The sequence below is a fragment of the Streptomyces sp. NPDC048636 genome (genome assembly GCF_040650655.1).
Lineage (GTDB): Bacteria > Actinomycetota > Actinomycetes > Streptomycetales > Streptomycetaceae > Streptomyces.
The window spans coordinates 15,579-33,078 of sequence record NZ_JBEZHR010000011.1 but is presented as its reverse complement, the minus strand read 5'-3'; the positions used below and the strand labels follow the sequence as shown (position 1 = coordinate 33,078).

Here is a 17,500-nt window from a genome sequence, read left to right as displayed (position 1 = left end):
GGAGTCACCGCACAATGTCCGCAATCACCGGGAATGAACCGGCTTTTACGGGTGTGGGCTTTCGGAGTACAGGGGGAATTGAACGAATCTGATCGGTTCTCTGCACTGAATGAATTCGCTCGCCAGTGCAATTCCGAGAAAAAAGCATATTCGTCTTGGTGTCCGGTGAAACGGCTATGCTCCAGGGCCCATAGCGAGCTCCTCGCACGCATTTTCTTCCGCTCTTATTAAGGAAGCCAATGGTTTTCGCTGGCGCCTCACCCGGAGGCCGACGGCCCGCCTCCGCGCTCGTATGGGTCCTTCCTCCCGCCGCCACGGCGGTCTGCGTGGCCCTCGCCGTGACCGCGGTCCCGGCCGGGGCACGGACGGCGGTCGCCTGGTGCGGGGTGGTGGCGACGCTGGTGGTGGCCGTGGCGTCGGCCGAGTCGAAGCGCCGGGGCCGGTTGATCGCCACTCTGCGTGAACGGTTCGCCGCCCAGGAGGCCACCCTCCGCCGCCGGTTGGTGGACCAGGAGCAGGAGATCCGGCGGCTGGCCCGCGATCTGCTCCCCGCCGCGGTGGCCCGGTTGCAGCGCGGCAGCATGGTCGACGAGGTCATGAGGGACATCGACCACGCGCCCGCCCTCGACCCCGACTTCGAATCCGCGCAGCGGGCCCTGCTGCGCGCGGTGCTGGAGACCGTGCGGGCCGAGGAGGATCTGCGGGACGCCGCGCAGCGCGCGTTCGTCAACATCGCCCGCCGGGTGCAGGCCATCGTCCACCAGCAGGCCCAGGACCTCCGGGAGTTGGAGGACAAGCACGGCGCGGACCCCGAGGTCTTCGAGGACCTGCTCCATATCGACCACGGCAACGCCCTGGTGGGCAGGCTGGCGGACAGCATCGCGGTACTGGGCGGCTCCCGCCCGGGGCGCCAGTGGCAGAAGGAGGTGCCGCTGTTCAACGTCCTCCGCGGCGCCATGTCGCGCATCCTCGAGTACCAGCGGGTGGATCTGCACTCGGTGGCCGACGTCGCCATCGTCGGACCCTCGGTGGAGCCGCTGATCCACGCCTTGGCCGAACTGCTCGACAACGCCACCCGCTACTCACCGCCCAAGACCCGGGTGCACCTCACCGCGATCGAGGTCCAGTCCGGGATCGCGATCGAGATCGAGGACGCCGGCGTCGGACTGTCCGCGGAAGCGCGCCGCCGCACCGAACTGGTGCTGGCCCAGGCGTCCACCGGCCTCGACCTCAACGATCTGGGCGAGACGCCCCGGCTGGGGCTCGCCGTGGTGGGACGGCTCGCGCTGAAGTACCGGTTCCAGATCTCCCTGCGGCCCTCGGCGTACGGCGGGGTGCGCGCCGTGCTGGTGGTACCGCAGGACATCACCTGCCCCACCCCCGCGCCCGGCGGAGCCATCGCCCGCGCCGCCAAACTGCCGCCGCCCAAGCCGGTCAGGCGCGCGACGCCGACCCCGATGCCCGCGCGGGCCGCCAAACCCGCCCCGGACCACCCCGGGTTCCGGCAGAACAACGCCGGACTGCCGCAGCGCCGTCGCCGGATGCCGGTGGTGACCCCGCCCATCCGGGTCGAGTCCCGGCCCCCTGCCGCCGAGCGGCCCGCCGCACCGGCCACGCCGCCGGTGCAGCCCGGGATGTGGCTGGCCGCGTTCCACAAGGGCATCTCCGGCGATCCCTCGGACTCGGACGCCGCCGCCACGGACACCACGTCAGCCCCCTCGAACTACTCGAACAAGGATGAATAGCCAAGTGAGGCAAGCGCGGTTCAACATGGACTGGATGCTCAGGGACCTGGCGTCCAGCGTTCCCCAGACCCGCCACGTGGTCCTGCTCTCCTCGGACGGACTGTGCATGGCACAGGTCGGCACCGACGAGGACACCGCCGACCGGCTGGCCGCCGCCTGCGCCGGATTACAGAGCCTCTCGACGGCGATCGCCGCCGAATTCCCCGAAGGCGACGGGCGGATGCGCCTGGTGGTCATCGAGGTCGACGGCGGGTTCTTCTATCTGATGGCGGCCGGAGTCAGCTCGTATCTGGCGGTGCTCGCCGAGGAGAGCGTGGACGCGGGGCTGATGGGCCAGTGCATGAGAGGTCTGGTGGCCCGGCTCGGAGAACATCTGAGCAGTCCGCCCCGTGCCGACGGACTGACATGAGCGGGCTGGACAGAGGCGGATCGGGCAAGGTCTGGGACGAGGGTGGCCCCGAGCGGCTGTACACCGTCAGCCGTGGCCGTGCGGACCGGCCCGACCGGAGCTCCGTCGAACTGGTCAGCCTCATCGTGGCGCGGGTCGAACCGCAGCCGGGGATGCAGCCCGAGATCGCCGCTGTGCTGAGGATGTGTCAGTTCCCGCTCTCGGTGGCCGAGATCTCCGCGTATCTGGTGCTGCCCGTCTCCACCGTCTCCGTGATCCTCGCGGGACTGCTCAAGGACCGCCGGGTGGAGGCGCGGGCGCCGGTCCCCGCCGCCGTGCTGCCCGATCCCGAACTGCTCCAGGCGGTGATGCATGGACTACAGAATCTCTGACGCCAACGGCTCGAACGTCTTCCACGCCGGGAACCGCGCCGACGCCGGGAGCGGCGGGATCGTCGGACCGCGCACCGAGGACGCCCTCCCTGCCTCCGCCGCGGCGGCCGTCAAGGTGGTGATCGTCGGAGGGTTCGGCGTCGGCAAGACCACCATGGTCGGCTCGGTGAGCGAGATCCGCCCGCTGACCACCGAGGAGACCATGACGCAGGCCGGGGTCGGCGTCGACGACCTCGCGGGGGTGGAGCGCAAGAACGAGACCACCGTGGCGATGGACTTCGGCCGGATCAGCCTCAACGAACGGCTGGTGCTCTACCTCTTCGGCACCCCGGGCCAGGAGCGATTCTGGTTCCTGTGGAACGGCCTCTTCGAGGGCGCGCTCGGCGCCGTGGTACTGCTCGACACCCGCAGGCTCGAGGTCAGCTTCGACGTGGTCGGACGGCTCGAGGAGCGCGGTGTGCCCTTCGTGGTGGCGGTCAACGCCTTCCCCGGGGCGCCCGTGTACCCCACGGCGGAGCTGCGCGCCGCCCTGGACCTGCCCGACGCCGTGCCGATGATCGACTGCGATGCCCGCGACCGGGGCTCCAGCCGCGACACCCTCATCACCCTCGTGCGCTATCTGCAAGAGCTGACCACCATGACCCCGGAGACACCGTGACCCCTCCCTCCGACCACCGCGGCACCGGGCACCCGGCCGCGCCACCCGTCGAATGTCCTGCCCACGCCCTGATGTCCGAGGGCGCCACGACGGATCTCTTCGGGCCGGAGAACGCCAAGGACCCCATGGCGCTGTACGAGCGGCTGCGCGCCGAGCACGGGGCGGTGGCCCCGGTCCGGCTCGACGGCGACGTACCGGCCTGGCTGCTGCTCGGCTACCGGGAGAACCTGGAGGTGACCCGCACCCCCTCCCGCTTCTCCCGTGACTCCCGGCACTGGTACGTCTGGAAGGAGGGGACGCTGCCGCCCGACTCCCCGCTGCTGCCCGTGGTCGGCTGGCAGCCCATGTGCACCTTCGCCGACGGCGATGAGCACGAACGGCTGCGCGCGGCGCTCACCGAGTCCATGGGCCGTCTCGACCGGCGCGGGATCCGCCGCCACATCACCCGCCTCACCCACCAGTTGGTCAACGACTTCTGCGCGGACGGCGAGGCCGATCTGGTGGCGGGCCTGGCCCAGCAACTGCCCATGCTGGTCCTCACCCATCTGCTCGGTATGCCCGACGAGTACGGTCCTCGGCTGGTCGCCGCCACCCGGGACCTGATGCAGGGCACCGACACCGCGCTGCGCAGCGACGCGTACGTCACCGAGGCCATCCAGAGCCTGGTGGACCGCAGTCGGTCGGCGCCCGCCGACGATCTGGCGTCCTGGCTGCTGGCCCATCCCTCGGACCTCACCGAGGAGGAGGTGGTCCAGCATCTGCGGCTGGTGCTGCTCACCGGGAACGAGACCACCACCAACCTGATGGCCAACACCCTGCGCATGGTCCTCACCGACCCGCGCTTCCGCGCCTCGCTCGCCGGTGGCCATATGACCCTGCCGGACGCCATCGAACATGTGCTGTGGAACGAACCGCCCCTGACGGTCATCCCCGGCCGCTGGGCCACCGGGGACACCGAACTGGGCGGTCAGCGGATCAAGGCGGGCGACATGCTGCTGCTGGGGCTGGCCGCCGGAAACGTCGACCCGGCCATCCGCCCCGATATCGGCGCCCCGATGTACGGCAACCGCTCCCATCTGTCCTTCAGCGGCGGGCCCCATGAGTGCCCCGGACAGGACATCGGCCGTGCCATCACCGACACCGCCATCGACACCCTGCTGCTGCGGCTGCCCGATCTCCGGCTGGCCGTGCCGGAGTCCGAGCTGAGCTGGCACGCCACCTGGATCTCCCGGCGGCTGGAGGCGCTGCCCGCCGAGTTCACCCCGCGCGCCGCCCGGCCCGACCTCATGGAGGACACCTCGGGCACCACGCTCTCGCCCGAGATCCGGGCGCGCTGGCTGCGCGAGGAGGAACCGCCCGCGGCCCCGCGGCCGCCGGTGACCGAACCGGAGAGCCCGCCGTCCGTGCCATGGTGGCGCGCGCTGTGGCGGCGCCTGCTGGGCCACCCTGCGGATCCGGTCCGGTCCTCGGACTCTGACGGCGGCCGGGGCTGACGCCCGGCGGACCCCGTCCGCTCAGGTCCGCGCCAGCACCACCCCCACGGTCAGCAGGCCCAGCACCACCCAGCCGAACCAGAGCCAGCCATTGCTGCCCAGGGCCACGGTGTAGGCCGTCACCATCACCAGGCCCCCCACCGTGCACACCGTCATCGCCTTCGCGGATCCGGGCATCCCCGACCTCCTCACGGCGGTTCTGACGACCCATCGTCAGGACCACGGCCGACCACGGGCCTGCCGGTCCATATCGTCTCGCGGCCGGGGCCCGGCCGCCAGCATCCCGCTAGCGGCTGCGGCCCTGGAGCGAGGCGAGATAGGCGTTGTACGCCGCGAGCTCCTGGTCGCCGTCCCGGTCCGCGGCGCGGTCCGCCCGCCGGGCCTGGCGCTGCTCGGACTTGTACCACTGGTAGACGAGCGCCACCAGCACGATCACCGAGGGGATCTCGCTGAACGCCCAGGCGATACCGCCCGCCGCGTTCTGGTCCGACAGCGCGTCGATGCCCAGCGAGGCGGGCGGGTGCTGATAGGTGCCGATCATGGGCTCGCTCGCCATCATCAGGGCGATCCCGAAGAACGCGTGGAACGGCATGCCCGCGAACAGCTCCAGCATCCGCATCACATAACCCGGCCGGTGCGGGCCCGGGTCCACGCCCATGATCGGCCAGAAGAACACCAGGCCCACCGCGAGGAAGTGGACCATCATCGCCAGATGGCCGGTCCTGCTCTCCATGAGGAAGTCGAAGAGCGGGGTGAAGTAGAGCGCGTACAGGCTCGCGATGAACAGCGGGATCGTGAACGCCGGGTGGGTGATGATCCGCATATAGCGGCTGTGCAACAGCGCCACCAGCAGCTCCCGCGGCCCCTTGCGGCCACGTCCGGCCGCGGGCAGGGCGCGCAGGGCCAGTGTCACCGGCGCGCCCAGCAGCAGCAGGATCGGGGAGACCATGCTGATGATCATGTGCTGCACCATATGGACACTGAACATGACCATGCCGTAGTCGTTCAGCCCGGTGCACATCGCGAGCACGATGGTCAGCACCCCGAGGGTGAACGAGACCAGCCGCCCCACCGGCCAGGAGTCACCGCGCCGCCACAGCCGCGCCGCTCCCCAGCCGTACAGGCCGAGCGCCACCACACAGCCGACCAGGAAGAACGGATCGCCGCCGAACTCCAGCCCACGCGACAAGGTGAACGGCGGCAGATCCATGTTCATGCCGTGTCCGCCGTGATCCATTGATGCTCCCCGGCCTTCCCTGTTCTCCCGCTGTGCACCGATGTGCCCGGACCAGCGTAGAACCGGTCAGTTCAGAGCACGCACTCGGCCTCGGCGTAGCGCTCGTCCGGGACGGTCTTGAGCCGCTCCACCGCCTCCGCCAGCGGCACCAGCGTGATCTCGGTGCCGCGCAGCGCCGTCATACGGCCGAAGTCGCCGCGGTGCGCCGCCTCGACCGCGTGCCAGCCGAAGCGGGTGGCCAGCACCCGGTCGTACGCCGTCGGCGTACCGCCGCGCTGTACATGGCCCAGGATCACCGGGCGCGCCTCCTTGCCGAGCCGCTCCTCCAGCTCGACGGAGAGCTGACGGGCGATACCGGCGAACCGCTCATGGCCGTAGACGTCCTTGCCGCCCGACTCGTACTCCATCGTGCCCTCGACCGGCTTGGCGCCCTCCGCGGCTACCACGATGGCGAACTTCTTGCCCGCCTCGAACCGCTGCCCGACGGTCCGGGTCAGCTCGTCGATATGGAACGGACGCTCCGGCACCACGATGGCGTGGGCGCCCGCGGCCATCCCCGAGTGCAGGGCGATCCAGCCGGTGTGGCGGCCCATGACCTCGACGATCAGCACCCGCTGATGCGATTCGGCGGTGGTCTTCAGCCGGTCCAGGGCCTCGGTGGCGACCCCGACCGCGGTGTCGAAGCCGAAGGTCACATCGGTCGAGGCGATGTCGTTGTCGATGGTCTTCGGCACCCCGACGATCGGCAGCCCGGAGTCCGAGAGCATCCGCGCCGCCTTGAGGGTGCCCTCCCCGCCGATCGGGATGACCGCGTCCAGGCCCAGATCGGCGACATGGCCCTTGGCCCGCTCCACACCGTCGCGCAGATGGGCGGGCTGCACCCGGGTGGAGCCGAGGATGGTGCCGCCACGGGCCAGGATGCCGCCGACGGCGTCCAGGTCCAGCTTGCGGTAGTCGCCCTCCAGCAGCCCCTTCCAGCCGTCGTGGAAGCCGATCACTTCATCGCCGTGGTCGACGACGGCGCGGTGGACGACGGACCTGATGACGGCGTTCAGACCGGGGCAGTCGCCGCCGGACGTGAGCACACCAATGCGCATGGCACGGATTCCTCTGTTTGCGAGGGGGCCGAGGACCGGACCGCGCTGTCCGGCGGGAGACCCCGCCACCCTACAAGCGGCGGGGTGGCGGGGTCGCGGCCGTCCGCCATGTGTCCAGCATTCGGGCGGGAGCCGTACCGGGGCGGCTCACCTGGGCCGCAGGCCGCTCAGGCGGGCTGGCTGGCCGCCGCGATCCGCTCGTTGCGCAGCGCCTCGTACCACTGGTCGTCGACCGGCGGCAGCGCGTTGACGTCCAGCGCCAGCTTCAGCAGCAGATCCGCGATATGCGGGTTGCGGGCCATCACCGGGCCGTGCATATAGGTGCCGAAGACGGTCTCGTGGTACGCGCCCTCGAAGCCGTCGCCCGTGCCGTTGCCGTTGCCGTAGCGGACCCGGGCGAAGGGGCGCGCGGTCGGGCCGAGGTGGGTGACGCCCTGGTGGTTCTCGAAACCGGTCAGCGGCGGCAGCCCCAGCCGCTCGTCGATATCGGCCAGCACATCGCCGACACAGCGCGCGCCCTCGCCACGGGTGCTGATCACATCCAGCAGCCCCAGACCGGGCTGGCGCTGGCCGAGGTCGTTGATGAACTCATGGCCGAGGATCTGGTAGCCCGCGCAGACCGAGAAGACGATCGCCCCGTTGGAGACCGCGCGGTTCAGCCCGCCGTCCCGGATCAGCCGCTCGGCGGCGAGCCGCTGCGGGCGGTCCTCACCGCCGCCGATCAGGTAGATGTCCCCGGAGGTGGGGATCTGCTGGTCGGAGCGGACGTCCAGCCGGGACACATCCAGCCCGCGCTGGCGCGCCCGGCGCTCCACCACCAGCGCATTGCCCTGGTCCCCGTACGTGCTCAGCAGGTCGGGGTAGACCCACACCAGGCGCAGGCCGTTCTGGCTCGTGCTACGCATGTCTTGTGCCTCTCGTACGGGGTCAGTTGCCGACGCGGCGGCGCAGGTCCTGGAAGGCGGTGTAGTTGGCGATCGTCTCGATCCGGCCCGGGGGCGCGATCCGCACCGCCTCGTCCACATCGGCGCAGACCCGGAAGTCCAGCCCGGCGACCTCCAGCCGGACCGCCAGGTCCAGCTTGCGGTCACCGATCACACAGATCGGGTGCCCGGCGAGACGGGTGTAGTCGACGTCCCACAGCCAGGAGGTGTCGGTGCCGTCCGCGCCGCGCGCGTTCACCGAGAGGATCACCGGGGTCGGCGGCGGGTCGATCAGGGAGAAGGTCTCCAGCCAGCCGGCCGGGTTCTTCGCCAGCAGCAGCCGCATCTGGCGCTCCTGGAAGGTGACCACGTCATACCGTCCGGCGACCGCCTGGACCTGGTACATCCGCTCCAGCGCGACCTGCGGCGGCACCCCGAACGTGGCCGCGACCGCCGCGGAGGTGGCGGCGTTGGCCTTGTTGGCGCGGCCGGGCAGCTGGAGGTGGATCGGCCAGGCGGCGCCGTGCGGGTCGAGGACGTAGTCGCCGTTCAGCGCCCAGCTGGGCGTCGGACGGCGGAAACCGCACTCGGCGCAGACCCACTCGTCGCCGGGGCGCTGGAGCACCCCACCGCAGGACGGGCAGGACCAGGCGTCGTCCTTCCACTCCTGGCCCGCCGCGACCCACACCACATTGGCGCTGGAGGAGGCGGCCCAGACGATCAGCGGATCGTCGGCGTTGGCGATCACCACGGCCTTGGTGCCCGCCAGCCCCTCCCGCCACTTCTCCGCGAGCATCCGCGTCTCGGCGGCGCGGTCGAGCTGGTCACGCGAGAGGTTGAGCAGGGCGATGGCCTTCGGCTCGGTGTCCCGGGCCACCCCGGCGAGGTACTTCTCGTCGACCTCGATGACCCCGTAGCGGGCGTCCGAGCCGCCCGCCAGGGCTGAGGTGATACCGGCCGGCATATTGGCGCCCAGCGCGTTCGAGACGACCGGTCCGGCCGCCCGCAGCGCCTCGGCGATCAGCCGGGTGGTCGTGGTCTTGCCGTTGGTCGCCGACACCAGGATCACGTCCAGGTGCTGTGCCAGCCTGCCCAGCAGGTCGGGGTCGAGCCGCAGGGCCACCTTGCCGCCGATCACCGATCCGCTGCCGCGGCCCGCAGCCCGCGACACCGCCGCCGCGGCCTTGCCCGCTGTCACGGCCAGTTTGGCCCGCGGCGACAGCGGATCCGAGTTGCCTGCCATCGTCCTAGATCCTCCTCGCATACCGGCGCCGCTTCTGCCCCCCGAGCACCGGTGGTACGCCCCCTCCGAGCCGAATCTCCAGCCGGGAGGCCACGGTCGGGGATCAGCCTATCGAGATCCGGCCGCTGGCCCGAATTCCGTGACCTCCACAAGCGCCAACCGGGTGGCCCGTACGCTTGGCTCCCATGCGAAACGGCGTGATCCCCGGCAGCGGTGGAGCGGTACGGCCGATGCGACTGTTCGGCGATCCGGTGCTCGGCGCGCCCTGCGCGGAGGTCACCGAGTTCGGCGCGGAGCTCGCCCGGCTGGTGGAGGACATGTACGCCACCATGTACGCGGCGCACGGGGTCGGTCTCGCCGCCAACCAGATCGGGGTCGCCCGCCGGGTCTTCGTCTACGACTGCCCGGACGACGAGGACCGCCGCCATCTGGGCCATGTGGTCAATCCCCGGCTGGTGGAGTCCGACGGGGTGGTGGTGCGCGGCCCGGAGGGCTGTCTGTCGCTGCCGGGCATCGAGGCCGGTACCCCGCGCCATGACCGCGCGGTGGTGGAGGGGGTGAGCGTGACCGGGCGGCCGGTGCGGATCGAGGGCACCGGCTTCTTCGCGCGCTGTCTCCAGCACGAGTGTGACCACCTGGAGGGACAGCTCTTCACCGACCGGCTGGCGGGGCTGCGGCGGCGCCGGGCGCTGCGCGCGGCCCGGCGGGCGCCCTGGGCCCGCGACGAGGTATGACGCGGCGCACCTCTCCGACGGTCCGCGGCCGTCGCCGTCCCGGGCGGCGTAGGGGCTGCGGCGCTCAGAACGTGGGGCCGCCGACGCGGTCGTCCGCCACCGCCAGCCGTCCCCACATCAGCTCGGCGAGATGGCTCACCAACTGCTCGCGCGTGCACGGGCGTTCGCGCAGCCACCAGTCACCGGCGGCGTGCATCATGCCGACGATCCCATGACCCCAGACCCGCGCCTGCTCCTCGCCACCGGGGCCCAGCTCGACCCGCTCGGCGATCACCTGCGCCAGCTCCTCGCCGAGGCGGCGCAGCAGCGGTGCGGAGTGGTGGCCGACGTCGAAGCCCTGCTCCTGCTGCTGGCCGTGGTCGGCGGGGTGCATCAGGAAGCGGTACACCTGCGGACGGGTCTCGATCGCGGCCAGATAGGTGTCGAGGGTGGCCTCCACCCGCTGCCGCCGGTCGGGGGCGGGGGCGTCCAGCGCGGCCCGCAGTGAGGACAGCAGCGCGTCGGTGTGGCGCTTGGCGAGCGCCCGGTAGAGCCCACCCTTGTCGCCGAAGTGGCGGTAGAGGATGGGCTTGGTGATGCCCGCCTCGGCGGCGATGGCGTTCATCGACGCTTCGGGGCCGTCACGGAGCACCACGCGGTCGGCGGCCTCGAGGAGTTCCCTGCGCCGCCGCTCGGCCGCTTGCCGCTGGTCTTCCCGCTGACTGGTCCCGGTCTCCATCGCGCTTCCTCCCCGCCCCCTGCGTCCGCACAGGTCCAGACCGTCTGTGCTCTGCGCAACGTAACACCCGTGTGGTGTGCGCGGCGCGGGCGGTCAGGGGAGTTGACATCGTCTACTCGTGAGTAACACACTCTTGTTACCGCAGGTAATAAGCAGGTGGAGGGGCCATGGCGGAGTTCTCGTTCGAACTCGACGACGAGCAGAAGGCAGTACGGGACTGGATTCACGGGTTCGCCGCGGAGGTGATGCGCCCGGCCGCGGCGGAGTGGGACGAGCGCGAGGAGACTCCCTGGCCGATTATCCAGGAGGCCGCCAAGATAGGGCTGTACTCGCTGGATTTCTACTCCCAGCAGTACTTCGACCCCACCGGTCTCGGTATCCCCATGGCCACGGAGGAGCTGTTCTGGGGCGACGCGGGCATCGCGCTGTCCATCGTCGGCACCGGTCTGGCCGCCGTCGGTGTCCTCGCCAACGGCACCGATGAGCAGATCGGTACCTGGGTCCCGCAGATGTACGGCGACGCGAACGACGTCAAGGTCGCCGCCTTCTGCTCCTCCGAGCCCGACGCGGGCTCCGATGTGGCGTCCATGCGCACCCGTGCCGTCTACGACGGGGCCAAGGACGAGTGGGTCATCAACGGCACCAAGACCTGGGCCACCAACGGCGGTATCGCCAACGTCCATGTGGTGGTCGCGGTGGTCGACCCCGAACTCGGCTCCAAGGGCCATGCGTCGTTCATCATCCCGCCGGGCACCCCCGGACTCTCCCAGGGCCAGAAGTTCAAGAAGCACGGCATCCGCGCCTCGCACACCGCCGAGGTGGTCCTGGACGGCGTCCGCGTCCCCGGCCACTGTCTGCTCGGCGGCAAGGAGAAGCTGGACGAACGCCTCGCGCGTGCCCGGGAGAGCGTCAAGGAGGGCGGTGAGCGGCTGAAGAACGCCGCGATGGCCACCTTCGAGGCGTCCCGCCCGGCCGTCGGCGCGATGGCGGTGGGCACCGCCCGCGCCGCGTACGAGGTGGCCCTCGACTACGCCAAGACCCGGCAGCAGTTCGGCCGCCCCATCATCGACAACCAGGGCGTGGCCTTCCAGCTCTCCGATATGCGCACACGGATCGACGCCGCACGGCTGCTGGTGTGGCGCGCGTCCTGGATGGCGGTGGCCGGCAAGCCCTTCGAATCGGCCGAGGGCTCGATGTCCAAGCTGTTCGCCAGTGAGACCGCCAAGAAGGTCACCGCCCAGGCGGTGCAGATCCTCGGGGGCAACGGCTACACCCGCGAGTACCCGGTCGAGCGGATGCACCGCGACGCCGCGATCTACACGATCTTCGAAGGCACCAGTGAGATCCAGCGGTTGGTGATCGCGCGCACCCTGTCGGGGATGCCGATTCGCTGAGTCCGCCCCGCTGGAACGGTGGCCCGTCCCGAGCCCCAGGGGCGGGTCACCCCGCGCCCGCGCCGAACCGCCGCTTGCGGGTCGCGAACGCGTCCAGCAGCGTGCGCAGTTCCTCGGCGGTGAAGTCGGGCCACAGCGTGTCCACGAAGAACAGCTCGGCGTAAGCCGCCCGCCAGAGCATGAAGTTGGAGATGCGCTGTTCCCCCGAGGTACGCACCAGCATGTCCAGGTCCGGCAGATCGGCGTGCGGCAGATGACGGGTGAACAGGGCCTCGTCGATCAGCCCGGGGTCCAGCGCACCGTCCGCCGAGGCGCGGGCCAGCGCGGTCGCGGTCCGGGCGATCTCCTCCCGGCCACCGTGGTTGAAGCAGAACGCCAGCGTCATGGCGCGGTTGTCACGGGTCTCGGCCTCCGCGCGGCGCAGGGCGGCGAGGGTGGACGGGGGCAGCCGCGCCTCCGAGCCGAGCCAGCGCAGCCGTACCCCGCGCTCGCCGTAACCGCGGAAGACATCGGCGAGCTGGGCGGTCAGCCGCATCAGGGCGGCCACCTCGCCGCGCGGCCGGTTCCAGTTCTCGGTGGAGAAGAAGAACAGCGACAGATGCTCGACGCCCTCCTCCAGCGCGGTGTCCACCACGCGGGGGAGGGCCCGGATCCCGGCCTCGTGACCGCGGGTGCGGGACAGCCCGCGGGCGGCCGCCCAGCGCCCGTTGCCGTCCATGATGATCCCCACGTGCCGGGGCCGGTCCCGGTCGTCCTCCTCGTCCCGCGGGCCGCGGCGCTGCCGTACCACGGCGGGCGCCGCACCGGACGGCAGCTCCGCCCCGCGCAGCAAGCGCTTGACGGAGGGCACTCTCCAGACTCCGACCCCGAACACCCCGTGTCCTCCGCCCCTCGCCCTCGGCCATTCCGGCGCTGTGTCTGACGAGGCGGCGGGGGCGGGGGTTACCTGCCCACCGGCCGAACCATTCGTAATGGCTACCGCCAGTCGGGGCAGTGGGCGCCGGTTCAGGCGTCAGGGCTTGCGCGCCACACCGCCGTGGACGTCGGTGGTCTCGATGGCGGTCTCGGTGGGACCGGGCCGCCACAGCGGACAGGACACGATACCCGGTTCGATCACCTCCAGCCCTTCGTAGAGACGGGTGATCTGGTCATAGCTGCGCAGCACATAGGGGACCGCGCCGGTGTCGTCGTAGCCCTGCTGGGCCTCTTTGAGCGCCTGGTCGGTGTCGGTGCTGTCGTAGTGCACGAAGTAGCTGCCGGAGGGCAGGGCGTCCTGGAGCCGCCGGGTGATCGACACCGCCTCCTCGAAGTCCTGGATGTGGCCCAGGATGCCCATCAGCATCAGGGCGATGGGCTTCTCGAAGTCCAGGGTCTTGGCCGCGGCCTCGAGGATCCGGTCCGGGTCGTGCAGATCGGCGTCGATGTAGTCGGTCACCCCCTCGGGGGTGCTGGTCAGCAGGGCCTGGGCATGGCGGAGCACCAGCGGGTCGTTGTCCACGTAGACGATGCGGGCCTCGGGCGCCACCCGCTGGGCGACCTGGTGGGTGTTGTCGTAGGTGGGCAGCCCGGTGCCGATGTCCAGGAACTGGCGGACCCCGCACTCACCCGCCACATGGTTGACGGTGCGGATCAGATAGGCGCGTGAGGCGCGCGCCATGACCTCGATATTCGGGGCGAGCTCGCGGTACTGGTCCCCGGCCTCCCGGTCGACCTCGTAGTTGTCCTTGCCGCCCATCCAGTAGTTCCAGATCCGGGCCGAATGCGGCACGGAGGTGTCAATCTTCGTTAAGGCCTGCCGGTCTGGGGTGGACGAGGTGTCTGCCATGAAGGGTTCTCCTGCCGTACGACTGCCTGTGCGGGCACCAACGTAACGCCGTGGTGCGGAAGTTCAGCGGGGTTGCGCGAAGAGGGAGACGGGGGAGCGGATCCGCGGCAGCCGCCGGGCCAGTGAGCTCACCGGCAGCGCGACGGCGAGATCGGACGGTCCGCCGCCGGGGCCGGTCAGCGGATTCTCGTCGACCGTGACCACCGGGGCGTGCTGGGCGAGAGTGCGGAAAGCGCTTTCGAAGGCGGTCACCGCGGCGGCGATCTCCGGGAGGTCCGCCGCCGGGCCGCCACGGGCGGCCATCCGGTCCTCGAGCACCGCGACCGGCGCCCGGACATGGACGAAGGCGCCATGGCGCTCGGCCAGCGCGTCGGCGAAGTCGAACGCCTGGATCCAGCTGACCCGGGAATGGCCGCGCCGTAGCGGTCCGTAGACCAGCTCGCCGACCAGATGGGCGTCGACCACGAGCGCCCCGCCCTGCTGGAGGATCTCGCGGTAGGGCCGGACCGGGTCGAGGTGCGGCAGCTCGCGGGGCGCACGGCCGACGGTGTATCCGTGGTGCTCGGCGAGCGAGCTCAGCAGCCGGTCTCTGACGACCCCGTCGCAGCACTCGACGACAAGCGTGCGGCGCTCCGCGGCCAGCTGGTGAAGGTTCATCCTGTCGTCCCGTCGTCCCGTACGTCCCGCACTCGGTTCAGGGGGACGACACTGCCGCCCGCCACGGCCCCTCCAGTGTGCGTGGCGTAACGCCAGGGGTGGGAGTGAGCTGCGGGGTTGTTCGGTTGTGCGGGCGTAGTGGTTTCCCGGGAGCGGCCGTGGCGAACGCGTGCCGATATGGCGGCAGGACGGGACCTAGGCGACGAGGAAGTCGGCTTCGCCCGCCTTCGCCGCCTCCAGGAAGGAGATGACCTCGGAGCGGCTGTATACCAGCGCGGGCCCGGTGGGATCGGCGGACTGGCGCAGCGCGACCCGGCCGTCGGGGAGCCGCTTGGCCTCGATGCACGTGCCGCCGTTGGTTCCGCTCCAGGGCTTCTGCCAGCCCTCCGTACCCAGCTCGGTGGCCGGCATACCGCTGTAGACGGGGTCGGTCATCTCAGAACTCCTTAAGCAGTTCGGCCAGGACGGCACTGGTGTCGGCGATGGGTTCGGCCTGGACGGCCATCCGGTCCAGGACCTCCAGATGGGCGACCACCTCGGCCGGCTGGTCCAGGTACACCGCGCCGGTGAGGCTCTCGGTGTAGACCACGTCCGGGAGTTCGGAGAAGCCGAAGCGGAAGTAGTGGAAGGGGCCGAAGGCCCCGGGGTGCGGTCCCGCCGCGAACCGCATGACCTGGAGCCGGACCCTGGGCCGGTCCAGTGTGTCGATCAGATGGCCGATCTGCTCGCGCATCACCTGGTGGCCGCCGACCGGGCGCCGCAGCACCGTCTCGTCGAGGATGGCCCATATGGTCGGCGCGTCCGGTTTGGTGAGCAGGCTCTGCCGCTGCACCCGCAGGGCGATCCGGCGGTCCAGCTCCTCCTCCGTGTCGTTGGGGAAGCCGGTGCGCAATACCGCTCGAGCGTAGTCCTCGGTCTGGAGCAGCCCCGGGACGTAGTGCGGCTCATATGCGCGGATGACGGTCGCCTCGCTCTCGAGGCTGACATACGCACTGAACCAGTCGGGCAGGACATCCCGGAACTGATGCCACCAGCCGGGCCGGTTGGCCTCCCGGGCGAGGGCGAGGAAGTCCTCGATCTCCGGACCCCGGACACCGTAGTTGCGCAGCAGTTCCTTGACGTACGGGATCTTGAGGCCGACCTCCGCCTTCTCCATCCGGCGCACCGTCAGCGGGGTGACCTCGATGGCCTTGGCGGCCTCCTCGAACGACACCTTGGCCCGTTCGCGTAGTTGACGCAGGCGCTTGCCCAGCACTCTGCGCAATACGGTGGGAGCGGCTCCGGTCGGCCGTGCCTCGCTCACGTCCCGCCTCCCGAAGTGGCCGTCATATGCCCGCACAGTGTGCCACGCGAGCGTGGCGACATATACAGCACGAGCGCTTCGTTTTGAAATTATCAGAACGATGGTTGCGGGGTGAGTGTGCCACCACCCATAGTGAGCACGTGACCGATCTCACCCTCCATGGCGAGGGCTCTCAACCACCCCTGCCCGAAACGCCGTTGAGGTGCCCGGCCGTCCGGTCGGCGCCCCGCGGGAATCCCGCAGATCGCCGTGGCCCGAGCTCGGGACGGTCACGGTGACGCACGACGCCCAGCCCACGGGTGGTCGCCAGAGCGCCGCCGCGAACGGCGCGTTGGCCGCCGCCCTCAAGGAATCCGGCTGCTCCTACGCCTCGTTGGCCCACCGGGTCAATGAACTGGGCCGTAAGCAGGGACGCGAGTCGAACTACGACAAGGCGTCCGTCACCCGCTGGCTCCAGGGCGGACAGCCCCGCGGCAGCACCCCTGACCTGATCGCCGCCGTGCTCTCCCACCGGCTCGGCAGGCCCGTGGGCCCCGCCGAGCTCGGCTTCATCGCCGACCGACAGCGCCCGGTGGTCGCCAGGGCGCTGGCCTACCGGGAGGACGTAGCAGAGACCTTGCACACGCTCGCCGAACTCGGCTCCACCGATATCTCCCGCCGCAGCCTGCTGGGCGCGGTGCCCTTCGTCGCCGGCGCGCTGGTGACCCCACAGCGCGAATGGCTGCTGTGGCTGGTCGAGAACCAGGACTCCGCCCGTCTGGCCGCAGTGGCCGACGGCGGACGCGTCGAGCAGGTCCACGCGGCCATCAGCATGTTCGACGAGATGGACAACCGCTTCGGCGGCGGCCAGGTCCGCGCCAGCATCGTGCTCTATCTGTCGACCGAGGTCGTGCCCATGCTCCAGCAGCGCGGCGCGCCCCCGCACGAACGGCGCCAGCTGTTCACGGCGGCCGCCAAACTGGCCGCCATGGCCGGCTGGAGCAGCTATGACAACGCCGAATACGGCCTGGCCCAGCGCTATATGACACAGGCGCTGAGGTTGTGCGCCGAAGGCGGTGACCGGGTGCTCGGCGGTCAGATCCTCGCCGGGCTCTCGCATCTGTCCACCAATCTGGGCCAGCCCGAGGCGGGGGTCGAGCTGGCCCGGGTGGGGGTGGCCACCGCGAAGCACGCGGGCAGTCCGCTGGGGCTGATGCGGCTGCACGCGATGGCCGCCCGTGGCCATGCCGCCCTCGACCAGCCGCGGGAGGCGTCCAAGTCGCTGCGCGCGGCCGACGCCCAGCTCGAGGCGAGCCGCGGCGCCGAGCAGGAGTCGCCGTGGGTGCGCTTCCTCGACCACCACTATCTGGCGGCCGAGGCGGCGCTGTGCTTCCGCGATCTGGGCAACTCCGCGGAGGCCGAGCACGCGGCGTCCGAGTCGGTGCGCGCCAACGCCGACCGCCGCCGCCGCCAGGCCATCAGCCGGTCCGTCCTGGCGACCGCCTACCTCCAGCAGAACCGGCTGGACGAGGCGATCGGGACCGCGAACGAGGCGCTGGACACCCTCGGCGGGGTGCACAGCGAGCGCTCGATCCAGGCGCTTCGCGACTTCCGGGCGCGGCTGCGGCCGCGCCAGAAGGAGCCTCTGGTCAGGGAGTTCGAGCGGCGGTCGCGGACCGTACTCGGCGCCGCCGCCTGACCGGTGGCGCCCAGT

19 protein-coding genes are annotated in these 17,500 nt (G+C 70.9%); 8 read left to right on the top strand and 11 right to left on the bottom strand.

Annotated features, from left to right (window positions below; genetic code table 11):
- Window positions 1–239: 239 nt before the first annotated feature.
- Genes AB0C66_RS26360 through AB0C66_RS26340 form a run of 5 tightly spaced genes read left to right on the top strand, consistent with a single transcriptional unit; the run spans window position 240 to window position 4,676 of the window.
- On the top strand, window positions 240–1,745 hold the full coding sequence (locus AB0C66_RS26360; protein ID WP_362443449.1) for an ATP-binding protein: 1,506 nt from the start codon (window positions 240–242) through the stop codon (window positions 1,743–1,745).
- Window positions 1,738–2,154, top strand: coding sequence for a roadblock/LC7 domain-containing protein (locus tag AB0C66_RS26355; RefSeq protein WP_362443446.1), 417 nt, complete (start codon window positions 1,738–1,740; stop codon window positions 2,152–2,154). The genes AB0C66_RS26360 and AB0C66_RS26355 overlap by 8 nt, the downstream gene beginning before the upstream one ends.
- Window positions 2,151–2,525, top strand: a complete 375-nt coding sequence (locus tag AB0C66_RS26350) for a DUF742 domain-containing protein (protein ID WP_362443443.1) — start codon at window positions 2,151–2,153, stop codon at window positions 2,523–2,525. Before AB0C66_RS26355 ends, AB0C66_RS26350 begins: the two co-directional genes overlap by 4 nt.
- Entirely contained in the window at window positions 2,506–3,183 is a 678-nt protein-coding gene (locus AB0C66_RS26345; RefSeq protein WP_362443440.1) for an ATP/GTP-binding protein, read from the top strand. Before AB0C66_RS26350 ends, AB0C66_RS26345 begins: the two co-directional genes overlap by 20 nt.
- A complete protein-coding gene (locus AB0C66_RS26340) occupies window positions 3,180–4,676 on the top strand; it encodes a cytochrome P450 (RefSeq protein ID WP_362443437.1) in 1,497 nt (498 codons plus the stop codon). The genes AB0C66_RS26345 and AB0C66_RS26340 overlap by 4 nt, the downstream gene beginning before the upstream one ends.
- 21 nt (window positions 4,677–4,697) lie before the next feature.
- On the opposite strand, the gene AB0C66_RS26335 is transcribed toward AB0C66_RS26340, so the two are convergent.
- From AB0C66_RS26335 to AB0C66_RS26315, 5 genes are all read right to left on the bottom strand, one after another.
- Window positions 4,698–4,853, bottom strand: coding sequence for a hypothetical protein (locus tag AB0C66_RS26335; RefSeq protein WP_362443434.1), 156 nt, complete (start codon window positions 4,851–4,853; stop codon window positions 4,698–4,700).
- A 109-nt stretch (window positions 4,854–4,962) separates the two neighbouring features.
- Window positions 4,963–5,913 carry a cytochrome c oxidase assembly protein gene (locus AB0C66_RS26330; RefSeq protein WP_362443431.1) on the bottom strand — a complete coding sequence of 317 codons (951 nt, stop codon included), beginning with the start codon at window positions 5,911–5,913 and terminating at the stop codon, window positions 4,963–4,965.
- A gap of 71 nt (window positions 5,914–5,984) precedes the next feature.
- The gene (locus AB0C66_RS26325) at window positions 5,985–7,010 is read right to left on the bottom strand and encodes a 6-phosphofructokinase (RefSeq protein ID WP_362443428.1); all 1,026 of its coding nucleotides are present in this window, start codon (window positions 7,008–7,010) and stop codon (window positions 5,985–5,987) included.
- Window positions 7,011–7,177: 167 nt separating this feature from the next.
- Entirely contained in the window at window positions 7,178–7,915 is a 738-nt protein-coding gene (locus tag AB0C66_RS26320) for a glutamine amidotransferase (protein ID WP_362443425.1), read from the bottom strand.
- A 22-nt stretch (window positions 7,916–7,937) separates the two neighbouring features.
- The gene (locus AB0C66_RS26315) at window positions 7,938–9,176 is read right to left on the bottom strand and encodes a MurT ligase domain-containing protein (protein WP_362443422.1); all 1,239 of its coding nucleotides are present in this window, start codon (window positions 9,174–9,176) and stop codon (window positions 7,938–7,940) included.
- Between the two features lie 185 nt (window positions 9,177–9,361).
- On the opposite strand from AB0C66_RS26315, the gene def reads away from it, so the two are divergent.
- Window positions 9,362–9,910: a peptide deformylase gene (def, locus tag AB0C66_RS26310; protein WP_362443419.1), complete on the top strand. Its 549-nt coding sequence runs from the start codon at window positions 9,362–9,364 to the stop codon at window positions 9,908–9,910.
- A 64-nt stretch (window positions 9,911–9,974) separates the two neighbouring features.
- On the opposite strand, the gene AB0C66_RS26305 is transcribed toward def, so the two are convergent.
- A complete protein-coding gene (locus AB0C66_RS26305) occupies window positions 9,975–10,628 on the bottom strand; it encodes a TetR family transcriptional regulator (protein WP_362443416.1) in 654 nt (217 codons plus the stop codon).
- A gap of 167 nt (window positions 10,629–10,795) precedes the next feature.
- Between AB0C66_RS26305 and AB0C66_RS26300 the strand changes: the two genes are divergently transcribed.
- Window positions 10,796–12,022, top strand: coding sequence for an acyl-CoA dehydrogenase family protein (locus AB0C66_RS26300; RefSeq protein ID WP_362443413.1), 1,227 nt, complete (start codon window positions 10,796–10,798; stop codon window positions 12,020–12,022).
- 46 nt (window positions 12,023–12,068) lie between these two features.
- Here the strand turns inward: AB0C66_RS26300 and uppS are convergent, their stop codons facing one another.
- From uppS to AB0C66_RS26275, 5 genes are all read right to left on the bottom strand, one after another.
- A complete protein-coding gene (gene uppS / locus AB0C66_RS26295) occupies window positions 12,069–12,872 on the bottom strand; it encodes a polyprenyl diphosphate synthase (RefSeq protein ID WP_362443410.1) in 804 nt (267 codons plus the stop codon).
- A gap of 162 nt (window positions 12,873–13,034) precedes the next feature.
- Entirely contained in the window at window positions 13,035–13,847 is an 813-nt protein-coding gene (locus tag AB0C66_RS26290; RefSeq protein WP_362443407.1) for an SAM-dependent methyltransferase, read from the bottom strand.
- 63 nt (window positions 13,848–13,910) lie between these two features.
- Window positions 13,911–14,504: a hypothetical protein gene (locus AB0C66_RS26285; protein WP_362443404.1), complete on the bottom strand. Its 594-nt coding sequence runs from the start codon at window positions 14,502–14,504 to the stop codon at window positions 13,911–13,913.
- Between the two features lie 195 nt (window positions 14,505–14,699).
- Entirely contained in the window at window positions 14,700–14,939 is a 240-nt protein-coding gene (locus AB0C66_RS26280) for a DUF397 domain-containing protein (protein ID WP_362443402.1), read from the bottom strand.
- A 1-nt stretch (window position 14,940) separates the two neighbouring features.
- Window positions 14,941–15,807 (bottom strand): helix-turn-helix transcriptional regulator, encoded by an 867-nt coding sequence (locus tag AB0C66_RS26275; protein ID WP_362443399.1) that lies wholly within the window; start codon window positions 15,805–15,807, stop codon window positions 14,941–14,943.
- Between the two features lie 274 nt (window positions 15,808–16,081).
- Here AB0C66_RS26275 and AB0C66_RS26270 point away from each other — a divergent pair, with 274 nt between their 5' ends.
- Window positions 16,082–17,485, top strand: coding sequence for a hypothetical protein (locus tag AB0C66_RS26270; RefSeq protein WP_362443396.1), 1,404 nt, complete (start codon window positions 16,082–16,084; stop codon window positions 17,483–17,485).
- Window positions 17,486–17,500: the final 15 nt, after the last annotated feature.